At 35.8% G+C, this 21,443-nt stretch carries 22 protein-coding genes; 13 read left to right on the top strand and 9 right to left on the bottom strand.

Features of this window, described 5'->3' with window-relative positions:
• The first annotated feature begins 40 nt into the window (after positions 1-40).
• Positions 41-1,357, top strand: coding sequence for a sigma 54-interacting transcriptional regulator (locus MHI40_RS13315; protein ID WP_322788093.1), 1,317 nt, complete (start codon positions 41-43; stop codon positions 1,355-1,357).
• 111 nt (positions 1,358-1,468) lie between these two features.
• Here the strand turns inward: MHI40_RS13315 and yugI are convergent, their stop codons facing one another.
• The 3 genes from yugI to MHI40_RS13330 all read right to left on the bottom strand — a co-directional run bounded on the left by yugI (position 1,469) and on the right by MHI40_RS13330 (position 4,582).
• Positions 1,469-1,843 carry a S1 domain-containing post-transcriptional regulator GSP13 gene (gene yugI / locus MHI40_RS13320; protein ID WP_340763029.1) on the bottom strand — a complete coding sequence of 125 codons (375 nt, stop codon included), beginning with the start codon at positions 1,841-1,843 and terminating at the stop codon, positions 1,469-1,471.
• 74 nt (positions 1,844-1,917) lie between these two features.
• Positions 1,918-4,035 (bottom strand): hypothetical protein, encoded by a 2,118-nt coding sequence (locus tag MHI40_RS13325; RefSeq protein WP_340763031.1) that lies wholly within the window; start codon positions 4,033-4,035, stop codon positions 1,918-1,920.
• Complete coding sequence (locus MHI40_RS13330; protein ID WP_093537806.1) at positions 4,025-4,582, bottom strand: RNA polymerase sigma factor; 558 nt, start codon at positions 4,580-4,582, stop codon at positions 4,025-4,027. Before MHI40_RS13330 ends, MHI40_RS13325 begins: the two co-directional genes overlap by 11 nt.
• Positions 4,583-4,712: 130 nt before the next feature.
• On the opposite strand from MHI40_RS13330, the gene MHI40_RS13335 reads away from it, so the two are divergent.
• Entirely contained in the window at positions 4,713-6,050 is a 1,338-nt protein-coding gene (locus tag MHI40_RS13335; RefSeq protein ID WP_340763032.1) for a sodium-dependent transporter, read from the top strand.
• 86 nt (positions 6,051-6,136) lie between these two features.
• Positions 6,137-6,349, top strand: a complete 213-nt coding sequence (locus MHI40_RS13340; protein WP_093537804.1) for a helix-turn-helix domain-containing protein — start codon at positions 6,137-6,139, stop codon at positions 6,347-6,349.
• Between the two features lie 47 nt (positions 6,350-6,396).
• Here MHI40_RS13340 and MHI40_RS13345 read toward each other — a convergent pair whose 3' ends face one another.
• Positions 6,397-6,657, bottom strand: a complete 261-nt coding sequence (locus MHI40_RS13345; RefSeq protein ID WP_093537803.1) for a DUF1871 family protein — start codon at positions 6,655-6,657, stop codon at positions 6,397-6,399.
• Between the two features lie 75 nt (positions 6,658-6,732).
• Here MHI40_RS13345 and MHI40_RS13350 point away from each other — a divergent pair, with 75 nt between their 5' ends.
• Positions 6,733-7,899 (top strand): MalY/PatB family protein, encoded by a 1,167-nt coding sequence (locus tag MHI40_RS13350; protein ID WP_340763034.1) that lies wholly within the window; start codon positions 6,733-6,735, stop codon positions 7,897-7,899.
• Positions 7,900-8,463: 564 nt separating this feature from the next.
• Here MHI40_RS13350 and MHI40_RS13355 read toward each other — a convergent pair.
• Together MHI40_RS13355 and MHI40_RS13360 are read right to left on the bottom strand one after the other, a co-directional pair.
• The gene (locus tag MHI40_RS13355; protein ID WP_093537801.1) at positions 8,464-8,670 is read right to left on the bottom strand and encodes a hypothetical protein; all 207 of its coding nucleotides are present in this window, start codon (positions 8,668-8,670) and stop codon (positions 8,464-8,466) included.
• Between the two features lie 16 nt (positions 8,671-8,686).
• Positions 8,687-9,424 carry a peptidylprolyl isomerase gene (locus tag MHI40_RS13360; protein WP_422193102.1) on the bottom strand — a complete coding sequence of 246 codons (738 nt, stop codon included), beginning with the start codon at positions 9,422-9,424 and terminating at the stop codon, positions 8,687-8,689.
• A gap of 138 nt (positions 9,425-9,562) precedes the next feature.
• Between MHI40_RS13360 and MHI40_RS13365 the strand changes: the two genes are divergently transcribed.
• Positions 9,563-10,798, top strand: a complete 1,236-nt coding sequence (locus MHI40_RS13365; protein WP_093537800.1) for an MFS transporter — start codon at positions 9,563-9,565, stop codon at positions 10,796-10,798.
• A 252-nt stretch (positions 10,799-11,050) separates the two neighbouring features.
• On the top strand, positions 11,051-12,904 hold the full coding sequence (locus MHI40_RS13370; protein WP_340763035.1) for a transglycosylase domain-containing protein: 1,854 nt from the start codon (positions 11,051-11,053) through the stop codon (positions 12,902-12,904).
• Between the two features lie 296 nt (positions 12,905-13,200).
• Here MHI40_RS13370 and MHI40_RS13375 read toward each other — a convergent pair whose 3' ends face one another.
• The 3 genes from MHI40_RS13375 to MHI40_RS13385 all read right to left on the bottom strand — a co-directional run bounded on the left by MHI40_RS13375 (position 13,201) and on the right by MHI40_RS13385 (position 15,300).
• Positions 13,201-13,755: an AAA family ATPase gene (locus MHI40_RS13375; protein ID WP_340763037.1), complete on the bottom strand. Its 555-nt coding sequence runs from the start codon at positions 13,753-13,755 to the stop codon at positions 13,201-13,203.
• 34 nt (positions 13,756-13,789) lie between these two features.
• The gene (locus MHI40_RS13380) at positions 13,790-14,662 is read right to left on the bottom strand and encodes a hypothetical protein (protein WP_340763038.1); all 873 of its coding nucleotides are present in this window, start codon (positions 14,660-14,662) and stop codon (positions 13,790-13,792) included.
• 77 nt (positions 14,663-14,739) lie between these two features.
• Complete coding sequence (locus tag MHI40_RS13385; protein WP_340763039.1) at positions 14,740-15,300, bottom strand: DUF5366 family protein; 561 nt, start codon at positions 15,298-15,300, stop codon at positions 14,740-14,742.
• Between the two features lie 218 nt (positions 15,301-15,518).
• Between MHI40_RS13385 and MHI40_RS13390 the strand changes: the two genes are divergently transcribed.
• The 7 genes from MHI40_RS13390 to mnhG are packed head-to-tail and all read left to right on the top strand — an operon-like array spanning position 15,519 to position 21,286.
• A complete protein-coding gene (locus MHI40_RS13390) occupies positions 15,519-17,951 on the top strand; it encodes a Na+/H+ antiporter subunit A (protein ID WP_340763040.1) in 2,433 nt (810 codons plus the stop codon).
• Positions 17,938-18,360: a Na(+)/H(+) antiporter subunit B gene (locus MHI40_RS13395; protein ID WP_093537794.1), complete on the top strand. Its 423-nt coding sequence runs from the start codon at positions 17,938-17,940 to the stop codon at positions 18,358-18,360. The genes MHI40_RS13390 and MHI40_RS13395 overlap by 14 nt, the downstream gene beginning before the upstream one ends.
• The gene (locus MHI40_RS13400) at positions 18,360-18,701 is read left to right on the top strand and encodes a Na(+)/H(+) antiporter subunit C (protein WP_093537793.1); all 342 of its coding nucleotides are present in this window, start codon (positions 18,360-18,362) and stop codon (positions 18,699-18,701) included. Before MHI40_RS13395 ends, MHI40_RS13400 begins: the two co-directional genes overlap by 1 nt.
• Positions 18,694-20,181 (top strand): Na+/H+ antiporter subunit D, encoded by a 1,488-nt coding sequence (locus tag MHI40_RS13405; RefSeq protein WP_340764516.1) that lies wholly within the window; start codon positions 18,694-18,696, stop codon positions 20,179-20,181. The genes MHI40_RS13400 and MHI40_RS13405 overlap by 8 nt, the downstream gene beginning before the upstream one ends.
• Position 20,182: 1 nt before the next feature.
• The gene (locus MHI40_RS13410) at positions 20,183-20,662 is read left to right on the top strand and encodes a Na+/H+ antiporter subunit E (protein ID WP_340763041.1); all 480 of its coding nucleotides are present in this window, start codon (positions 20,183-20,185) and stop codon (positions 20,660-20,662) included.
• On the top strand, positions 20,659-20,940 hold the full coding sequence (locus tag MHI40_RS13415; RefSeq protein ID WP_093537790.1) for a Na(+)/H(+) antiporter subunit F1: 282 nt from the start codon (positions 20,659-20,661) through the stop codon (positions 20,938-20,940). Before MHI40_RS13410 ends, MHI40_RS13415 begins: the two co-directional genes overlap by 4 nt.
• Positions 20,924-21,286 (top strand): monovalent cation/H(+) antiporter subunit G, encoded by a 363-nt coding sequence (gene mnhG / locus MHI40_RS13420; RefSeq protein ID WP_093537789.1) that lies wholly within the window; start codon positions 20,924-20,926, stop codon positions 21,284-21,286. The genes MHI40_RS13415 and mnhG overlap by 17 nt, the downstream gene beginning before the upstream one ends.
• The last annotated feature ends 157 nt before the right edge of the window (positions 21,287-21,443 follow it).

Raw genomic sequence — 21,443 nt, forward strand, 5'->3', positions numbered from 1 at the left:
TTCAAGTAAAAAATTCTAAAATGTGAAATATTTTTTTGAGGTGAGCCTTTTGGACGAACAAATAAAAGATTTTCTACCGTTTTATAAATTTGCTACCGAACAGGTAGCAGTTGGTATTCATGCCATTGACTTAACAGGCAAAACCATTATTTACAATGAAAAAATGAAAGAGATTGAAGGGCTAAATTTAACTGATGTTGTAGACCGTTCCATCTTCGAACTTTTCCAATTTGAACAACAAGAAAGTACATTGTTAAAAGTTTTGCATAGTGGCGAACCAGTATTACGAGCTAAACAGACATACTGGAATCGTAATGGCCAAGAAATAACCACTATTAATGATACATACCCTATATGTCTTGAGGAAAAACTTATAGGAGCAGTGGAGTTTTCTCGCGATATTACCGCTCTAGAGAGACTAATTTATCAGCCTTTAAAGAGGTACAATGAATCGATTACCCTTTCTAGCATTACAGCAGTTTCATCAGAAATGCAAGATATATTAGAACGTTCTATTAAGGCGGCACATGTACGAATGCCTGTCCTTTTAGTTGGAGAAGCTGGAACGGGCAAGGAATTGATCGCTGAAGGAATTCACAACCAACTCTCCCCAGTAAACAAACAGTTTATCTCTCTATACTGTCATAGTTCAGATAGTTTTTTAATAAAAAAATTTCAAAAAGAGCTTTCTGATATGTCACACTGTACAATATTTTGTGAAAGAATTGATTTATTATCCCTCGAATTACAAAATGAACTTTTGCAAATTCTATCTGCAAATGAAGCAGGACAAAACCTTTATATTGCAAGTATTGGCGAGGACCCAGTAGATCTTATTTCTTCGAATAAGTTAAGCAAGGAACTATATTATTATTTTGCCCAGGTAACAATCAGTATTCCACCTTTGCGTAAACGTACAGAAGATATCCTTCCTTTTATGTATGATTATTTTAATCGCTATTTAAACCGTTATGGTTCCACTATAAAGGATATTGAAGAAGAAGTTGTTCAAGCTTTTTTAAAGTATGAATGGCCGGGTAATTTGAAGGAATTGGAACTGCTCCTAGATGAAATAAGTTCAATGGTAACTACAGAACAAGTGTTAAAATTTGATATGTTACCTCTACACTTTAAGTTAAAGGTCCAGGATTTTAATGTGACTTCAGGAAAAGCAGAGGATTTTGTGATAACTTCGGATAAAGAATTGGTTCCTTTAGATGAATATTTAAGATCCGCAGAAATGTATTACTTACAAAAAGCTTTAGATAAATTTGATGGCAATATAACTAAAGCTGCGGAAGCATTAGGCATGAGCCGTCAAAATTTACAATATCGAATACGGAAGATGAAGCGATAAGAGATTCCGCTTATACAAAATATAAAAAAAAACAAGAATGAGTTCATATTGTTGAACAACATTCTTGCTTTTTTTATACATAAGGATAATCTCTGCGAGACCTAACCCTTTTTACAGTGCTGATTTTTTGATCCAGTCCCCTAATTTTTCCTTTAACGAATTAAACCCTTCTTCATCATGTTCATCTATACGATCTTGAAGTGATTTCCGAGGTCTATCGTCACGTTTTGGTAGTGTCGGTTTTTCCTGGAGTTCTCTCATGGACAAGCTTATTTTACCAGCCTCATCGTCAATCTCTAGAATTTTCACCTCTACGCCTTGCCCTACAGTTAAAAATTCTTCCACTTCTTTTACATACCCGTATGTTATTTCTGAAATATGCACTAGACCCTGTGTTTGCTCATCTAAGCTTACAAAAGCTCCGTATGGTTGAATCCCTGTAACTTTACCCGTGACAACATCTCCTACCTTATAATTTTGAGTCATAATCCGTTCCTACTTTCTTATATACGATATAGTCATGTTAAATTATAACATAGTAGGAAGTATGACGGCAAAAATCACTGTGTCGGCATAAAAGGTGGTCTCCATCCATTGTCTGTTTGTATTAGTTGAAAGCCAATAACGTTCTCCTGTTCATCAGGGTATTTCGTTAATGTAACAACTCCCTCCCCATTCAATTTTTTTTCAAATTCCATTTGTTTAAATTCCAGTCTAATATCTTCTATATGTTGATGTTCTGCGTTCATGTATTCATCTTTGGGTATTTGAAGGTGCCGATCATCCTTAATATATAACTCATACTGTGTTTCGAAATCCTTTAGCTGAGCTGAATAATAGTACAAGCCTACAATTTCTACAGGAGTGGCCCCTTTTAAAACTGTTTGATCATAAGTTCTTACAAAGGATTTATATAAATCATGAACGCGCTGAAGTAGTTTATCATCCACTGGTTCTACTTTACTTATTAAGTAATCCTCTTCTCCTTGAATTCTCCATATATCATCATTTTCCAGACGGAGAAGTATATCGTAGCTGACTTGACTTCCTTTTTCCTGTCCAATATAGGTTTTCAAATTATTATTGTCCGGGATTAAATACTCTTTGTTAAAGTATAGATTTTTTGCACTATCTCCAATGATATTTTGAAAAGTTGGGTTCTCTAAAAATGCTTCTTTTTTATATTCATTTTTAAAATCACTAGTCATCAATTCCCACATCATTTCATGGTTATCTTGCCCATCAGCATAATGATACAAGAGCGTGATATCCATAGGTCCAGTTCCATGTAATACTAGTGGATTAAAGTTCTCATTGAACTTTTTATACAATTCATGAATTCCATACATTGTATAAGGAGTCTCTAAACTATTCTCCACTCCATCAGGCAGTATAGAAATCCAGTCTAATTTGTTCGTTTCTAGTTTGTTATCCAAGGCTAAGAGATAATAATCTCTTAGCTGCTCTATGTCCAATAGTTTATAGGTCTCATTGTATGTCCAATCACTTGATTTCATTGAACCAACGATAGGCTTCATCATTGTAGCTAATGGTGACACACCCGGAATATTTACTAGTGACTCCCATGCCATCTGGGTTTCAATATTTATTTTATTGTCATCATTTAATATTTCACCAATGTCTGATGGAAAAATAATTTTTTCTGCTAACTCAAAGTAATAATTTTCCCAGCGAGAATGTATTGCCGAACCTTCGCTTGAATTTAGTAATGTAAATTCTATGCTGGCTAAATAATATCCTAATTGAGATAGTTCTTGTTCCTCTAACAAAGTGGCTATCCCGTGACCTGGAATTAACTCATACATTCCTAAATAGCGCGCCTCATTTTCATCTAAAATGGAGAAAAGGTCTCTTGTGAATAAGGCCCAATCAGGTATAATTCGAAATTCCGTTCCTTCCAAATTTACACCTAATTTCAACCCTTCTTTAGGCAAGACTTCGATCATGCTTTGTATTTCTTTTGAGAGATTATATCGATTGGCAATGAGTACATGCTCACTTAGTCTTCCCTCATGTTTGGCAACTTTAAGAGCATCTTCATTATCTCGTAGAATTTGCTCATAGTAGAAAATTAAATTCTCCGTTTTAGTAACAAAATCATCTACAAAATAGGAGCTTTCTTTACTATTTATTTTACCTCTTTGTTTAGCAACTTCTATCATTTCAGAAGGAAGATTTAATCCTTCAATAGCCAAATCATATGCCTCTTGAATAGAAATATCATCATTTTTCCCCTCTAGAGTCCCTGGGGCAATTTGGGAGGAAAAAATATTATCAGCGTACTGAACAAAATCTAATGTAGTAAATTCCGCATCATTCATCTGAAGAATTTTTTGACGTTTTAATCGTTCGTCTTTATAACGGCTTTTAAATTTTTCTATATCTTCATCGCTGTAGTTTTCATCACTAGTTGTTGTATTATCTGAGTCGGTTAGATATGTTGTTCCTAAAAGTCCAATCACTAACACACTTGCTACGCTCACTGCCCATACGGTAATTCGTTGCCGCTTTGATCCTCTAATTTTCTTTTCTATCGGAGGAACATTATTCTCATTTTCTATTTTTTTAAAAATTTCACCGGGATCAATAGATGAAGGCAATCGATCATAGGATGATTTTAAAAGATTTAAGCGTTCTTCTAATTGTTTATCGTCCATGCTTGACTCCTCCATTCACTTGTATAGCAGATTTTAATAATGCTTTTGCTCGCATTAACCGTATTTTTATCGTAGATAAGGGTACATTTAATACTTCTGCAATTTGTTCATATGATAATTCATGAAAGTAAAACATAATAATAGGATGACGATATTTTTCATCCAGTGCTTGGATAGCATTATGGAGATGCCGGTCTTCCTCAAACACTAAAACTCGTTCCTCCGCTGATTTCGTTGTATAATTTAATCCGACTTCTACGTGCAATTTCTGTTCCTTTTCCTTTTCTTTTGTTTCTTTTCTGTAGTAATCCCTTGCAGTATTTAAGGTGATTTTATATAACCACGTCGTAAACCGATCACGCTGAAATTGATGTAAGAACCTATATAGCTTCACAAATACCTCTTGAGTAACATCTGGAATGTCATGAACTTGAACACCACACTGAAATGCAAATTTTTCAACGGTTCTATGATGTATATGTATGAGTTCTGTATATGCGGTTTTGTCCCCTTTTTGCGCTCTTTCTATTAACTCGACCTCTAACATATTCCTCCCTCTCTCTCTAGTGCTCTAATGATGATACGAAAGATTATTGCAGTTTGTTTCGTAAAATAAATTAACATTTTCTATAAATCCTCATGTACAATAAAACAGTCCTATTAAAGGAGGAATTTTCGTGACAAATCGGGATCATTTTGGATCTAAAATAGGATTTATATTAGCGGCAGCCGGAAGTGCAATTGGACTAGGTGCTATTTGGAAATTTCCTTATATGGCAGGGACAAACGGGGGTAGTGTGTTTGTTATCTTGTTTATCTTATGTACTTTACTAATAGGTCTTCCTATCTTGCTTGCTGAATTTGTAATTGGGAGAAAAGGTCAAGCAGATGCTGTCACAGGCTTCAAAAAACTTGCTCCGGGCAAACCTTGGTTTCTAATCGGGTGGGCAGGTTTTGCCTTTTCATTTATCATATTATCATTCTATAGTGTTGTTGGTGGGTGGATTATATCTTATTTGTTCCGCGCCATTACATTTAGCTTAAATGGTAGTAGTGAATCATTCTTTAATGATCTGTTCGATACCGTGATTTCAAATCCATGGGAGGTATTAATTGCTCAGGCAACTTTTATCCTGTTAACAATTTGGATTGTATCTGGGGGTATTAAAGGAGGAATTGAGAAAGCTAGTAAATGGATGATGCCCATCTTGCTAATTTTCTTTGTAGTACTAGCTATTCGATCCCTCACACTAGACGGTGCTATCGAAGGGATTAGGTTTTTATTTGTACCGGATTGGTCCTACTTTACATGGGAGACTGCATTACTTGCATTAGGCCAAGCGTTCTTCTCTTTAAGTGTTGGTATTTCTGGAATGATTACTTATGCATCTTATTTACCGAAGGAGACTAATATTAGCTCATCTGCACTTAGCGTCTCTCTTTTGAACATCGGTATATCCATTATGGCAGGTCTTGTTATTTTCCCAGCAGTCTTTGCATTAGGCTTCTCACCGGACGCAGGACCAGGGTTAGCGTTCATCATTATTCCAGCAGTATTTGATCAAATTATTTTCGGTCAATTTTTCCTAATTTTATTCTTTGTTCTCCTATTGTTTGCAACACTTACTTCTTCCATCAGCATGTTAGAAATAGTTGTATCAATTGGCATTAAGTCTAAATATGATAGAAGGAAACGGGCTGCTTGGAGTTATGGCTTCCTCATTTTCTTATTAGGTATTCCAAGTGCCTTATCTTTTGGTATATTAGCAGATGTTCGCATCTTAGGTATGTCGATTTTCGACTTCGCCGACTTCTTAACGAGTAGTATCGGATTACCGCTGGGAGCATTGTTTATATCATTATTTGCTGGTTTCCATTTTTCTAAGTCCACACTAATCCAAGAACTTAGATTGAATGATTTTCTACTGAATTCTTGGCATATTATTGTGCGTTTTGCAGCTCCAATCGCTATACTTGTGGTATTCATCCAAGGTGCTATGAAATTATTAATGTAAAAATTGTACTTTTTCTGACATTAATATCAAAAGTTTTAAGAGGAATTATGTTATAATATAATCATTAAGATAGGGGTGGGTTTAACATGAAAAAAGGTTTACATGAGCAATTACGTCAACTTAGAGAAGAGCGTAATATTACGCTAGAAACTCTTGCATTAAAAACAAGAATTGGTACTGGTAAGCTAGAAGCCTACGAATCAGGCGTTGAACAACCATCAGTTCAAACAATTCTAAGATTGTCCAATGCACTTGAAGTTCCAGCTTCTAACTTATTAGACGGTATTAAAGAAGCTTAATCAATAAAAAAAGCTTTCGGTTTAATAAAACCGAAAGCTTTTTGTTTTTAAATAATACATTTCATTTCATACTTTAAAGCGATTAGCTTATAAGATATCTCTACGCATTTTTCTAATGGAATCCATTCTTCAAAAGAATGTTCATAAATTTCTTGAATTCGTTTCGCTAAATCAGATGGATGGTCAATATTTTGTAAATAGGCGACAACATCTGCCGTTTCTGTTTCATATGCATTCTCTCCAATGTGGAAAGGATCCCATTTTTGTAATGTCCATACCGCTCTTCTATTCATTTCAATTGTGTCCATTTAGTTTCACCTTACTAGTTTTATTAGATAGGGTTATAATAACATAATAAATATAAATTGAAAGGGGAAATCACTTTGTCCATTTTTTCTACTGTTTTTAATCGTCGGAACACATATTCTGCAAAATGGGATATGTTAGAGGAAGTATATTCTATCAATAACGCTTCGGAAGTACTCCCTATGTGGGTTGCGGATATGGATTTCGCCATCCCTTCTGTTATCATTGAGGCATTACAAACACGTATGGAGCACCCAGTATTTGGTTACTCAATGGCACCTGAAGAAACAAAATCATCGCTTACTAAATGGGTTGCAGATAAGCATCAAGTAACTATACAAAATGAGTGGATTATGTTTCGCCAAGGAGTAATACCAGGAATAGCGGAAGTAATTGAAGCCTTCACGGAAGTTGGCGATAAGGTGCTTATTCATACTCCAGTCTATCCACCATTTACGACCATCCCTACAAATTTAGGGAGAGAAGTGGTTACAAGTCAGTTAATAGAAATGGATAATTCCTATGAGATGGACTGGCATTCATTTGAAAACTGTTTAAAGAATGATGTAAAAGCTTTTATATTATGTAATCCACATAATCCGGGTGGAAAAGTTTGGAGCAAAGGCGATCTAACGAAAATGGCTGCACTTTGTCAGCAATATAATGTATTAGTATTATCTGATGAAATTCATTCGGATCTCATTTTTGAACCAAATAAGCACACTCCATTACTTAATGTAGCGGAAGATCCAAATAATATTATTACTTTTTTTGCTCCAACTAAAACGTTTAATCTTGCAGGTATTCAAGCAGCTGCTATGGTGGTTCCTGATGAACAAAAACGTAAAGTATTAGAGAACCTTGCAATGAGTCGTGGATATATGGGCTTAAATATATTTTCACTTACTGCCCTTCAAACTGCATACGAACAAGGTGGTCCATGGTTGGAAGAACTATTAGAGGTATTAACTGTAAACATGGATTACGTGATAGAACATCTTTCCAAATTAGAGGGCATTAAAGTTTCTAAGCCTGAAGGCACCTATTTGGTTTGGATTGATTACCGTGGGACAGGCCTTTCTGAAAAAGAAATGATGGATCGTCTATTAACTGTTGGTAAGCTTGCTCTAGAACCAGGATCCAAGTATGGAAAAGCGGGAGAGGGATTCTTGCGAATGAATCTAGCTTGTCCTCTATCCACCGTTCAAGATGGCGTCGAACGTTTTAAAAAATCACTTGAATAGAAGTATTTTAAAGCACAATCATTTCATAGTACTAAAAGACTTTTATGAATAAAAAAACAAGGCACTTTCTGTCCGTTTTGGTCAGCTAGTGCCTTATTTCATTTTCTATTTCTTACCCTTAGTCATCTAATATCTTCACTTTTCGCTTGAAATTCACAGTGCATATTATTGTGGCACCCTGAAGTGAAGTTCTATGCGAAAATTGACCAAGCTTATTGTCTTTCGGAACGACGATATCGTAAATCACATGTATGGACTTAGTTAAGAGTTTCTTTGTTTGAAATCATGGGACGTATCAACTGAGTATACAGGAAGAGAAAAATTCTTTAGATAGAAGAATAATTTCTTCCTAATAAGCAGATGATACTAGTTAATTTGCGTGGAAGGTAGCGACTTCAACTGGAATGCAAATCAACGACTCCCCAATTTAAAATAGCGAGCAAGAGAACATAAAATGTTCCCTTACTCGCTATAAAATACCTTTTAGGACTTTTTCAGAGCCCTCTGTAAATGGAGGGTCTCTTTGTATATGCACCTATAGTAATTGTCATACTATTTTAGAGACTATTTGTGAAGTTCATCTTTTTTTGCTTGCATAATTTTTTCTTCTAAAACTCTTGCTTTCTCAGCGTCTTTTCTAGATTTTTTCAATAACCATCTAAAAACAATTACACAAAGCGCTACTAAAACAACTAATTCGATTACAACAGGTATATATTCCGATTTATCTTCTGGGAAATACAAAAAAGCTAGATGTAAAAACGAAAACATATAGACACTCCTCTAATTATTTCTGCGTGATTTCGATTGAATCTATTGTGATATCGACTAGTGGCTTGTCCTGAGCGCCTTTCTTAACTGCTGCCATTTGGTCCACTATTTCCATACCTTCAATGACCTGACCAAATACAGTGTGTTTTTGGTCAAGATGCGGAGTTCCGCCCATTTCTTCGTAAGCTTCAGCTATTTCCTTTGGCCATCCACCATCGATCATTTGCTTAGCTGTTGCAGGTGGTTCAGAAGCTTGAACGATGAAAAATTGACTACCATTTGTATTTGGTCCTGCATTTGCCATCGAAAGAGCTCCCCTTAGGTTGAAGAGATTCATCGAAAACTCATCTTCAAATTCTGCTCCGTAAATACTTTCTCCCCCCATGCCAGTACCAGTTGGATCTCCACCTTGGATCATGAAATCTTGAATAACACGGTGGAATATTAAGCCATCATAATAACCGTTTTCTGCATGTGTTAAGAAATTCTCCACTGTTTTTGGAGCTAGTTCCGGGAATAATTTAATCTTAATCGATCCCATTGATGTATTCATAGTTACTAATGCTTCATTTGAAGCAACCTCTTTAGATAGTTGTGGATACATGATTATCTCTCCTTCTTGTTGGGTATCAGAATTAATAGTAGAATCTTCTTTTTTTAACTCTACTTTCGATGCTTTGGAATCATCTGTTCCACAAGCACTTAAAAAGCAAATAGTTGTTGCTATCCCTATAATTACTAATAGTTTTTTCATGAATCATTCACCCCAAATTAGTTTACCATAACAATACACCAAAATTCAGTGACAAAGTATCTAACTTTCTTCGACACACTAAATGTTCTATACTAGTAATAGTACAAGCTAAGAAAACAATAGAGGGAAGGGATTTCAGTGAGCGTACAAAAGCGCAATTTTACGATCATGTGGTTTTCAATCTTTCTAGTTTCTGCCACGATGACAATGATTATGCCGTTCTTATCCTTATATATAAATACAATGGGTGATTTCTCGGAAGCGTATGTACAAAAATGGTCGGGACTCGTATTCGGCGCTACATTTGTTTCTGCATTTTTAATGTCACCTATCTGGGGAAGAATAGCTGATAAATATGGCTATAAACCAATCTTAATCATTAATGGATTTGGGATTGCAATTAGTGTTTTGTTAATGGGGTTTGTTAATTCTGTAGAAGCCTTCTTTGTCCTACGTTTGTTTATGGGGATTGTCACTGGATTCATCCCTACCTCTTTAGCCTTTATAAGCTCTCAAACTCCAAAGAAAATTGCCGGAAAAACAATGGGTACTTTACAGATGGGTAGTGTTTCTGGTACATTATTCGGTCCCATTATTGGTGGGTTACTAGCAGATACATTCGGTTTTCAATATACATTTATGATTACTGCAACAGCTGTCTCTATTGCGGCTTTAATCGTTCTTTTTGGAATACATGAAATTCGCAAAGAGAAAAAAGAAGGAGATCATGAATATTCCAGAAAAACTGTTATCTCCAGTATATTTCACCACCGTCTCGTGTTAAATGTTCTAATGATAACTTCCTTAATACAAATTGGACTTTTTAGTATTCAACCACTTTTATCTTTATATGTTTCTCAATTAACGAACTCGAAAGAAGTTGCCCTTCTTGCAGGTATTACCTTTAGTGCTACCGGAGTAGGAAGTCTACTGTTTGCTAGAACTTGGGGAAAACTAGGAGATTCTATTGGATATGAAAAGATATTATCCTTTCTTCTAATTATAGCCTTTGTTTTTATCGTGCCTCAGGCATTCGTCACCGAATTATGGCAACTGATAATACTGCGTTTCTTGTTCGGTATTGCATCTGGTGGATTAATACCAATTACTACCGCTTTAATACGAAGAGAAGCCCCTATCGAGGTTCAAGGTGAACTAATGGGATATAATACAAGTTTCCGTTTTTTAGGTAATATAATTGGACCAATGTTTGGAGGATTTATCAGTGGTTACATCGGTATTTCATCAGTCTTTTTTGTTACTGGTGCGTTGTTCTTAATAGCATTCGTTATTATATACTACGCTAGAAAAAAACCTCGAATAGATTTTGAGGATGTGTTAATAGAGGAAGAAATGCATGCAAAATTAACTTAAAGATAGCACACTTTCCATATCGAAAGTGTGCTATTCTTTTTATTAGAAAAGAGAATATATGTGACATATTATCTGTCCAGATCCAGCGCCTTACCCATCGAGTCGTTACAAAATGTTTTTTATTTTGCGATGCCCTTCTCGCAGAAGAACCACGATGTCGTAAATTTAAATTGACATACCTTAGCTCTTTCCATGGGAGACATGGGTGTTTGCGCTTTAGTTATTAGATTATTAGAATTGGAGTGCAAGTTTATGCGACAAGCATTTGGATATATTATTGTTCTTCTTTGCTTTCCTCTCATTTGGATTTTATACTCGTTTATCCATAGCGAAATTTTAACTGCATCAGAGTTTAAAGAAAGTTTAAAAGAGGCAATTCCACTGAATACACCCGTTATTACATCTCCTATAGTACTGTTGGATAAAGATAAGGAAATTTTCTCAGAAGATTATGTTGAGTGGCGAGATCCCCTGCCATTAGAATCTATTCCTCTCTTCGTACAAGAGGTGCTTATACAAAGTGAGGATGCAGAGTTTTATAATCATATTGGCTTTAATTTCAGTGCGATTTTCCGTGCAGTTTTTGCCAATGCTGCCGCAAATTCCAGCGACCAGGGGGCAAGTACGATTACTCAGCAATTAGTGAGGCTACGTTACTTATCTACAGAAAAAACGTATGAACGAAAAGTTACGGAACTCGTCTATGCCTATGAGATGGAAAAACAAACAGAAAAAGATGAGATACTTGAGAATTATCTAAACGAAATATACTTTAGTAACCAAGTGTATGGAATTGGGGCAGCTGCAACCTACTACTTTGGTAAACCGTTAAATGAATTAACGGAAGCACAACAAGTATTCATAACCGCTATACCTAACAACCCGTCTCTATATAATCCTTTGGAAAACTTCGAAGCTACAAAGAAACGACAAGAGTTGTTGATAGAGGTATTAGTGAAAAACAACAAAATTTCTGCAGAGCATGGAAATAGCTTAAAAAACGAACCTATTGTTCTTCAGACTAAGACAAAAAAACAATTGTATCCAGTTTATAGCACCTATGTGTTAGACGAGCTAAAGTCCCTGATCAGTAGTAACGAGGGGTTTCAACAGAAAATAGAGTCTGCCTCCAATGAGCAGCAGGCGGTGTTTCTAAAAAACGAATTACAAACTCGCGTAAACGAAGTAATCTCGCAAGGACTAATCGTGCATACCGCATTAGATCCTCATAAGCAAAAAGAAGATGTAACATATATCGATAAACTCTTAGACAGAACAAATGATTTACAAGCAGCTTCTATCGTTATTAATAATGAGACAAGAGAAATAGTCAGTATGTTCGGCGGAAAAGATTATAAAAAGTTTGATTTTAACCGGGCCAATCAAGCAGTACGACAACCCGGTTCAGCTTTAAAACCTTTACTCGTATATGGTCCCGTTTTTGAAATGACTTCATTAACTCCAAACAATGAGATTAGTGGGGGGAAACTATGTATTATGAGTTATTGTCCGCAAAATTATGGTGGGGCCATATACGGCAATGTATCGCTAAAACAAGCATTTCGATTTAGTCACAATACACCCGCTGTGCGTCTATTACAAACTGTAGGGATTGAAGAGGCATTTGCGAAATTAGAGCAATTTCAATTTAATCACTTAGTTCCGGGAGATCATACCTACCCTGCTGCTCTAGGGGGGTTAACGAATGGGGTTACAGTCCTGGAGATGGCTGATGCTTACACAGGCTTTATCAATGGAATGTATAAACCGGCTCACGCTATTCAAAAAGTAACGAACAAGAATGGCGATTCTCTATATGAATGGCAAGAAGAAAAGATCGAAGTCTGGTCTCCTACAACTGTGCATACAATGAGAGATTTACTAGCAGACGTGGTCGCTAATGGGACCGGCAAGGGCATAAGTGTGCAGTCCTCTTATATTGGGGCTAAAACAGGAACAACCAATGATTTTTATGATTACTGGATTACAGGGCTTACAGATACTTATACAGCTGCAGTGTGGATTGGTTATGATATGCCGAAAAATATGAAACCGATAGAATCGAAAAAGATTCACCATAAAATTTTTAATCAAATAATGAATTGAGAAAGTCTGTTTCTATCGTTTTCGAACGGCTCTGATTAGTTACTATGCTAATTGATTATTACCGAGTCATATTTAAGGGATGCTAGTTTGTTGTGACGTCCTTCACAACCTACCAGCATCCCTTTTTCTCGTTTTATAATTGTGTCTGTCTTCTTTGTACCACTCGGAGACACGTTAGCTTGGATTACTAGAGAAAGGATACCTTCCTATTCAGTAAGCAAGCTCTCTCTCGAAGATGAAATTTTGTTCGCTATTTTGCTTCTTTATATAATAATTTTTTCTAATCTCTACATACCTCAAAAAGCAGTATCTACAATTTTTCGAATGACGGACTCAACATCCTCCTGCTTTTTAATAACAAATAAATGCTCGGCTTCATCTCCAGTGGGAGCTAGTATATCGCCTTTTTTTGTTTCTGCCTGTTGGCGAAGAAGTACTTCATCAAAAGTGGCAGCCACTCTTAAGATCGATGTACTACGCTCACTTTTTGTAATTCTCTCTTTTAAAACATGATCAGGTATTTCAAAGTTTACGAGGATACAAGTAAACCCTTTGTTTTGATAATAATCGATTAGTTTCAAACGACCATTCCGATTGCGATTTGAGTTACAAAGAATCATATGACAATTTGTCTCATGAACAGCATGATGAACAATAGCTTGTGTAATTGCATACTTTATCGTATTACTACCCTGCTTGGGCAATAAGGATTGATAATGCGCATGAAGAAACTCCGCATGATTATCTTGATCTATCACAACTGAGTTGAGAAGCTCTTTTTCTAAAGCTTTGGCAAATGTAGTTTTGCCACTGTGCGTTTTTCCAACTGTCATAATTACTAACCTTTTCATTAGACAACTCCATCGTCATATTTTAGAAATAGAATTAGATAGAAGGAAGGTATACTCGCCATTCCTTCCATGCTTCAAGGTAGGCAACCAAATCTTGAGGATGCACTTTTTTACAAATACCAATACGTGTATACATTTGAAATAGAACCTCTTCCAAAAGTTCCACCTTAGTAATGCGCTGTTCTTGATGCAACAATGAAAACGAAGAATATAAGGTTTCTAGATTTAAATCGTCAGGAGAGGAACAAAATGCATATGTAAAATCATAAATCTTAGGACCAATTAATGGTGATGGGTCGATAATTCCATTTAATTTGTGGCTGTTAAATACGAAATTATGCACACCTGCATCTCCGTGAAGGTAATATTTCTCTTGTTGGTATTCATAAGTATTTAGTTTATTTACTAAAAGCCTTACTCTCCTGTGTTCTTCATTCGAAAATAAATCCCCGATATTAGCTTTAGCATATTCCAAGCTTTCCAGATTAAAGTCAGCCCATAAGCTTCTATTTATACCTGTTATTCTCCCACGGCTAAAATTCTCCTCTGCTTTTTCATAATGATTTATCATTTCTTCAACTATAATCTTCATCCATTCTAATTTAGATCCGCGATTTATATGAGTGTCTCCTGAAATATACGAGTAAACAATAAACTCATTAAATTCATCCGTGTAAAGTACATTTGGCAATAACTTAATGTTTTTATAAGTTTCAAGAAATTCATTAGTCGCGGCAACAACTTTAGGTTCATCTTTTTTTAACACATATAACGGCTTCTTTTCAGAAGATAATCTATATATAGTTCCATCAGTTGTGCCACTTTTTATTTCTGTCCATTCTATAACCTGTTCTTGAATGATATGTTTGTTCTTTAGAGTGTTTATGATTTTGTCTATAGTTTCCATATCTCTACCCCACTATGTCATAATTCATTTTAGCCTTATACTGCATACTCCTTTAAATGTCCGTTCTATAGTAAATCTTAAAGAAACGGTAGACTGGCAATTATCCCATTGTATAGTTTGATAATTATATATATGACCAGAGCCATAAATAGACTCCAGATAATAATTTCAAACATAACTAAACCAAGTGTACCGACAAGACTCATTGAACCACTCAATTTATATACTACATACACAAAATATATAAAAGTAGTTAACAAGAATATAATTAGTAGTAACTGAATGGATTGAAATCCTACTAGAGAAATTATTGCCCCTATAAAAAAGATTACAAAGCCACCACGGGCCTGCGCCATTGTTTTTCCTTCATAGTCCTTCGAGAAAAATAACATACCTATTTCATGAATGGTTTCAGCAATAAGTTTTAATGCAGAAAAAACCATAAAATAGATTAATGCCAATATAATCAGTAGAAATAGTTTTAGTTCTATATCAGAAAGAAATTCTCTCATCCCACTGTACACTCCGATTACCTTAAAAAGGTCTATAACTTTATTCATCGAGAATGTTGCAAAGGATAAACTGAATAATACGATTGTAATTAATGGTAAAAAGCCAAACACATAAGGGTTCTTCATAAGTACTCCTTTAATTGATAAATGCTATTTTTGCGTAGATTATTGAAACAAGTGAATACTTTATGACATTTCCAAAACGTAGTTCTACTTATTTAACTAATCCTAATTATCATATCGAATGAAATAGACTATACGCAATAGTCCATGCAAATAATAATTTTTTACGTTATAATTTGAGGTGCATATAAATACATACTTATCTGAAAGGAGGATTCCCCTTGTCCCTTATTTTTGCTATTTTCTTACCTATAATAGTGGCCTTCGTGATTCCTTTTCTGTTCAAGAAAGTTTCTAATATTCATACCGGCTGGTTTGTACTACTTGTTCCACTTGGATTGGTTGCCTTTTATGGCACCTATATCCCTGACATCATGGCCGGTAATACTTACATGGAGGAGTTTGCATGGATTCCATCCTTGGATATTTCCTTAGTTTCTTATCTGGACGGGTTAAGTTTACTATTTTCTTTACTAATTACTGGAATCGGTATGTTAGTCGTTCTCTATTCTATTTTTTACTTGGATAAAGAAAAAGAAAAACTAGGAAACTTCTACGTTTATCTATTGCTATTCATGAGTGCAATGTTAGGCGTTGTCCAATCGGATCATCTCATTAGTTTATATTTCTTCTGGGAGTTAACCTCTATTTCGTCTTTCTTACTCATTGGATATTGGTATACAAAGGATCGCTCTCGCTTTGGCGCTCTAAAATCGATGATGATTACTGTATTCGGTGGGTTGATGATGCTTGGAGGCTTCGTAATACTAGGTATAATGGGAGACACGTTCTCTATTCGTGAACTAATCGACCAAGCTTCTTCACTCGTCAATCATGATTTATTTGTTTGGGCACTTGTCCTAGTACTAATTGGAGCTTTTACAAAGTCAGCTCAGTTTCCTTTTTACATATGGTTACCGGATGCGATGGAAGCCCCAACTCCGGTAAGTGCTTACTTACATTCAGCTACAATGGTTAAAGCAGGCTTATATTTAGTTGCCAGATTCACTCCAATATTCGCTTTATCTGAAGTTTGGGTTTGGCTTGTGACTGGAGTAGGATTGTTAACATTATTCTGGGGTTCTATCTTTGCTGTGAAACAAACAGATTTAAAGGCTATACTTGCTTTCTCTACAGTGAGCCAACTCGGGCTGATCATGTCCTTACTTGGAATTGGGTCAATCTCCTATCATGTTACAGGAGACTTAGTAACCACCTTTACATTCGCTTCTTTTGCAGCAATATTCCACTTAATGAATCATGCTACATTTAAAGGTAGCTTGTTCATGATTGCAGGTATTGTTGATCATGAGACAGGTACACGAGATATTCGTAAACTTGGCGGCCTAATGAGCTTGATGCCTATTAGTTTTACAATCGCTATGATCGGTAGTTTCTCCATGGCTGGTATTCCATTATTTAATGGTTTCTTAAGTAAAGAAATGTTTTTAGATGCTACGCTTTCCTTGCAGCAATTTAATGTACACTCTTTAGATTCCTGGTGGATTTTGTTTCCAGTAATTGCTTGGGTTGCTAGTGTTTTCACCTTTGTGTACAGTTTGTATTTCGTATTCCATACATTCCGTGGAAAATATAAACCTGAACTATTGCCAAAAAAAGCACATGAAGCTCCTCTAGGAATGCTAGTGTCTCCTGCAATTTTAGCAATACTTGTAGTAGTAATATTCTTTGTTCCCAACTTTTTTGGTAATACGTTTATAAAACCTGCAGTAGCTGCCATTCAGCCGCTTGCATATCAAGTACCAGCAGATGTTGGATTTAAGATTAAAGCATGGCATGGTTTTGAATCTACAGCATTGTATATGACATTAGGCATCTTTTTAATAGGGTTCCTCTTATATAAAACAATTGCTAAATGGGTTCCACTATACGAAAATATGCCTGCTAAGATTTCACTGAATAGATTTTATGATGGGCTGATGAATCTCTCAGACAAAGGTGCAAACCGATTATCTTCTAGTTATATGACTGGATCTATTCGTTCCTATTTAATCTATATGTTTGCAGCATTGATAATTCTGTTAGCTTTTACAATGTGGATAAAAGATGCATTTGTTATGGACCTCACTAATCTAGCTCCAATTCAATTTTTTGAGGTATTGATTTCAGTTGTGTTAATCATCAGTACAATCACTATTTTAGTTACCAAATCTAGACTAACAGCTATCATTGCTCTTGGTGCTGTTGGATATACTGTAGCGTTATTTTATATCATCTTTAAAGCTCCAGATTTAGCATTAACACAGTTAGTCATTGAAACTGTATCGGTTGCACTTTTCTTAGGTGCCTTCTATCATCTTCCGAAATTGAACAAGTATGAGAAAGGGAAAGAAGATCGTCGTTTCCGATTGAATAACTTTCTAATTGCTTTAGGTGTTGGTGTCATGGTGACGTTGATTGCTATAGCTTCACACTCTCAAAAGCTCGTTTCCTCCATCTCTGAGTATTATAAGGAAACTGTTTACTCAGAAGCAGGTGGAGGTAATATCGTAAACGTTATTTTAGTCGATTATCGTGGCTTTGATACATTATTTGAAATTAGTGTACTTACTATTGCTTCACTTGGAATAATAGGTATGATTACTGTTCGCCTAGCAAAAAAGAAAGGAGATAGAAAAGTTGAAAACAAATGATTTAATAATCCAGACTACTACGAAATTAGTATTTTTCATCATCTTTCTATTTTCCATTCATATCTTTTTTGCAGGTCACTATACACCTGGTGGAGGATTTGTAGGCGGATTAGTCATGTCTAGTGGAATTGTTTTGCTGATGTTAGCCTTTGATTTGAAAACTGTACAAGACATGCTACCTATTAATTACACCTTAATTACTGCTATAGGATTATTAATAGCCCTATTTACTGCAGCAGGATCCATTTTCTTTAATGTTCCTTTCTTCACTCATGTCTATGATTACTTTAACTTACCATTACTTGGTGAAACCTCTATTCATACAGCTATGTTTTTTGATACAGGCGTATACTTAGTAGTGGTAGGCGTTACGATGAACATCATTCAAATGATAGGAGGAGATGAATAATGGAGATCCTCATGTCCATTTTAATCGGCTTTCTATTTATGGCTGCCGTCTATTTAATACTTTCTAGAAGCTTGTTACGTATAATAATTGGCACAGGTTTACTAAGTCACGGAACTCATTTACTGTTGCTGACTATGGGTGGATTAGGTGGGAAATCTGCTCCAGTATTAGCAGATGGCATCACTGATTATGCCGATCCTTTGCCACAGGCGCTTATCTTAACCGCGATTGTGATTAGCTTTGGAGTGACTGCGTTTTCTCTCGTTTTAGCTTATCGTGCATATAAAGTTGTTGGTACCGACAATATGGATTTGATGAAAGGAAATGAAGACAATGATTAACTTATTATTATTTCCTATCCTAATTCCTTTCCTGTTTGCTGCTGTTCTATTACTATTCCCGAAAAAAGTGAAAGCGCAACGAATTGTAACGATGATTGGTTTGCTATTTGCTTTAGCTTCTTCCTTTGTCCTACTTTACAAAGTAAAAGTAGATGGTGTACAAGCACTTACTTTAGGCAGTTGGGCACCACCATTCGGAATTACAATGGTCTCGGATATGTTCTCTGCAATGTTGGTTACATCTTCTCTGCTTATTGCGTTCTTTGTAGTGTGGTATAGCTTTAGCTCTATAGGAGAGGAACGAGAAAAGGCATTCTACTACCCCGCCATACTATTCATGCTCACAGGTGTAAACGGTGCATTTACAACAGGCGATATTTTCAATCTGTTTGTATTCTTTGAAGTGTTGTTAATGTCCTCATATGTTCTAATTGTTTTAGGAGGAGAAAAGGTTCAATTAAAAGAATCTATCAAATACATAATCGTAAATATTGTATCTTCCTCGTTGTTTGTTATTACTGTAGGTTATTTGTATTCCGTAGTCGGCACACTGAATATGGCAGACATCTCTGTCAAACTTGCAGAAATAGGTCCGTCAGGAATTGTGACAGTGATAGCTGTATTGTTCCTCATCGTATTTGGGATTAAAGGTGGTATATTCCCATTATTTTTCTGGCTACCAGGATCATATGCAGCGCCACCTATCCCAGTGATTGCACTGTTCGGTGCATTGCTCACTAAAGTAGGAGTATACGCAATTATGCGAACTTATACTCTGTTTTTCACCACCGATGTTGGGTATACACATACTTTGTTAATGATACTGTCCATCCTTACTATTGTTGTAGGTTGCATTGGGGCATTAGCCTATTTCGATGTCAAACAGATTATTATATACAATATCGTGATAGCAGTAGGTGTTATATTGTTTGGAGCCTCCGTGATGAATGAAAGTGGAATGATGGGATCTGTGTTTTATTTGATCCATGATATTCTCATAAAAGGCGCTCTGTTCTTATTAATAGGAATTATTATTAAGATAACTGGAACGTCAGATTTACGGAAAATGGGCGGACTTATGAAGCGTTACCCGATGTTAGGCTGGGTTTACTTAGTTGTTGCATTCGGACTGGCTGGTATCCCCCCTCTCAGTGGTTTTATAGGGAAACTTTTAATCGTACAAGGTGGTTTTGAAGGAGATCTATTATGGCAAAGTATTTTCATACTAGCTTCCAGTCTTATAGTTCTACTTTCAGTTATTCGTATTTTCATTTACGCATTCTGGGGGGAAGAAAAAGGAGAACATCTTATTAGTGATAAAAAGTACCATCATTTATTAGCTCCTGCTATAACATTAGCTACTATTACTGTTCTATATGGTGTTGGTGCAGAATACTTGGTACCATTTATGGGAGATGCCACAAATGTGCTCCTTGATCCTTCTCTATATATTGACGCTGTATTTGAAGGGGTGAAATAATATGGCTTTTCAAATTTTATTGAATGTATTAATAGCACTTACTTGGATGTTCCTATCCGTGTCATTTAAGCCTACGACATTTATAGTCGGTTATATATTAGGATTACTAATGCTGTTCATGCTTCGTAAATCCTTTAGCTCTCGATTTTATATGGATCGTCTGTGGGCTGTTGTGAAGTTAAGCAGCCTTTTCCTAAAGGAACTTGTCATGTCTAATTTCTCTGTTTTAAAGTTAATCATCCAACCAACTATGCCTATTCGTCCGGCGATCTTTGCTATGCCGACAGTACTCGAACAGGATTGGGAGATTACCCTTTTGTCTAGTTTGATCACATTAACACCAGGCACCGTAGTTATCGACATTTCAGATGACAATAAAACACTATACATCCACTCGCTAGACTTTGAAGATATTGATGAAGCTATAGATTCAATTCGAAATACGTTTGAAAAAGCCATTTTGGAGGTGAGCAGATCATGATAACCTTTCTCTGGGTAATAGTAGTGTTAATCAGTTTGTCTATCCTAGCCTTTGTTTATCGTCTAGTAAAAGGTCCGTCTACACCTGACCGTGTTATTGCGTTAGATGCAATAGGAGTAGGACTTATAACGCTGATCGGGCTTATATCCATACTCTTTGATACTGTCTTTTTCTTAGAAGTTATATTATTACTAGCTGTTCTATCCTTTATAGGAACAGTGGCATTTTCTAAATTCACGGAGAAGGGAGAAATCATTCAACGTGACCGTAATAGCTAATATACTTATCATTGCTACAATTTCCTTTGGAACCATCTTCATCTTAGTAACTGCAATTGGTTTAATACGTCTACCCGATGCATTCTCCAGAGCTCATGCCGCGTCAAAAAGCGCCACTTTAGGGGTTATGAGTATTCTGCTAGGGGTCTTCCTTCATTTTTGGCTAATCGAAGGTCATTTCAATTCTAGAATATTATTAGGGATTGCCTTTCTCTTCATCACCGGACCAGTAGGAGGTCATATGATGGGTCGTGCAGCTTATCTATCAGGTGTAAAACTTTCAGATCAAACAGTCAGAGATGATCTAGCTGATGTGATTAAAAAGAAAAGAGAAAAGCTTCAATAAGAGCTGTTTAATATTAAATCTAACGAGCATGTTTTGAAAAAATTCAAAACATGCTTTTTTTTATGAATTAATAGTTTGAAAGCGCGCTCTCTCGTGCTTTATTCGTAATATTTATCATAAAGAAATATAAATTTCCTAGAAATTATTATTTTAGCAA

Source organism: Psychrobacillus sp. FSL H8-0510 (assembly GCF_038008345.1).
GTDB classification, from domain to species: Bacteria; Bacillota; Bacilli; order Bacillales_A; family Planococcaceae; genus Psychrobacillus; species Psychrobacillus psychrotolerans.

Bases quoted from the DNA above. Each gene is read 5' to 3' on its own strand.
- MHI40_RS13375 (WP_340763037.1), bottom strand. From the start codon at position 13,755: ATGAAAAGGTTAGTAATTATGACAGTTGGAAAAACGCACAGTGGCAAA.
- MHI40_RS13345 (WP_093537803.1), bottom strand. From the start codon at position 6,657: ATGGACACAATTGAAATGAATAGAAGAGCGGTATGGACATTACAAAAA.
- MHI40_RS13405 (WP_340764516.1), top strand. From the start codon at position 18,694: ATGATTAACTTATTATTATTTCCTATCCTAATTCCTTTCCTGTTTGCT.
- MHI40_RS13325 (WP_340763031.1), bottom strand. From the start codon at position 4,035: ATGGACGATAAACAATTAGAAGAACGCTTAAATCTTTTAAAATCATCC.
- MHI40_RS13415 (WP_093537790.1), top strand. From the start codon at position 20,659: ATGATAACCTTTCTCTGGGTAATAGTAGTGTTAATCAGTTTGTCTATC.
- MHI40_RS13340 (WP_093537804.1), top strand. From the start codon at position 6,137: ATGAAAAAAGGTTTACATGAGCAATTACGTCAACTTAGAGAAGAGCGT.
- MHI40_RS13400 (WP_093537793.1), top strand. From the start codon at position 18,360: ATGGAGATCCTCATGTCCATTTTAATCGGCTTTCTATTTATGGCTGCC.
- MHI40_RS13410 (WP_340763041.1), top strand. From the start codon at position 20,183: ATGGCTTTTCAAATTTTATTGAATGTATTAATAGCACTTACTTGGATG.
- MHI40_RS13330 (WP_093537806.1), bottom strand. From the start codon at position 4,582: ATGTTAGAGGTCGAGTTAATAGAAAGAGCGCAAAAAGGGGACAAAACC.
- yugI (WP_340763029.1), bottom strand. From the start codon at position 1,843: ATGACTCAAAATTATAAGGTAGGAGATGTTGTCACGGGTAAAGTTACA.
- MHI40_RS13385 (WP_340763039.1), bottom strand. From the start codon at position 15,300: ATGAAGAACCCTTATGTGTTTGGCTTTTTACCATTAATTACAATCGTA.
- MHI40_RS13360 (WP_422193102.1), bottom strand. From the start codon at position 9,424: ATGAAAAAACTATTAGTAATTATAGGGATAGCAACAACTATTTGCTTT.
- MHI40_RS13380 (WP_340763038.1), bottom strand. From the start codon at position 14,662: ATGGAAACTATAGACAAAATCATAAACACTCTAAAGAACAAACATATC.
- MHI40_RS13370 (WP_340763035.1), top strand. From the start codon at position 11,051: ATGCGACAAGCATTTGGATATATTATTGTTCTTCTTTGCTTTCCTCTC.
- MHI40_RS13355 (WP_093537801.1), bottom strand. From the start codon at position 8,670: ATGTTTTCGTTTTTACATCTAGCTTTTTTGTATTTCCCAGAAGATAAA.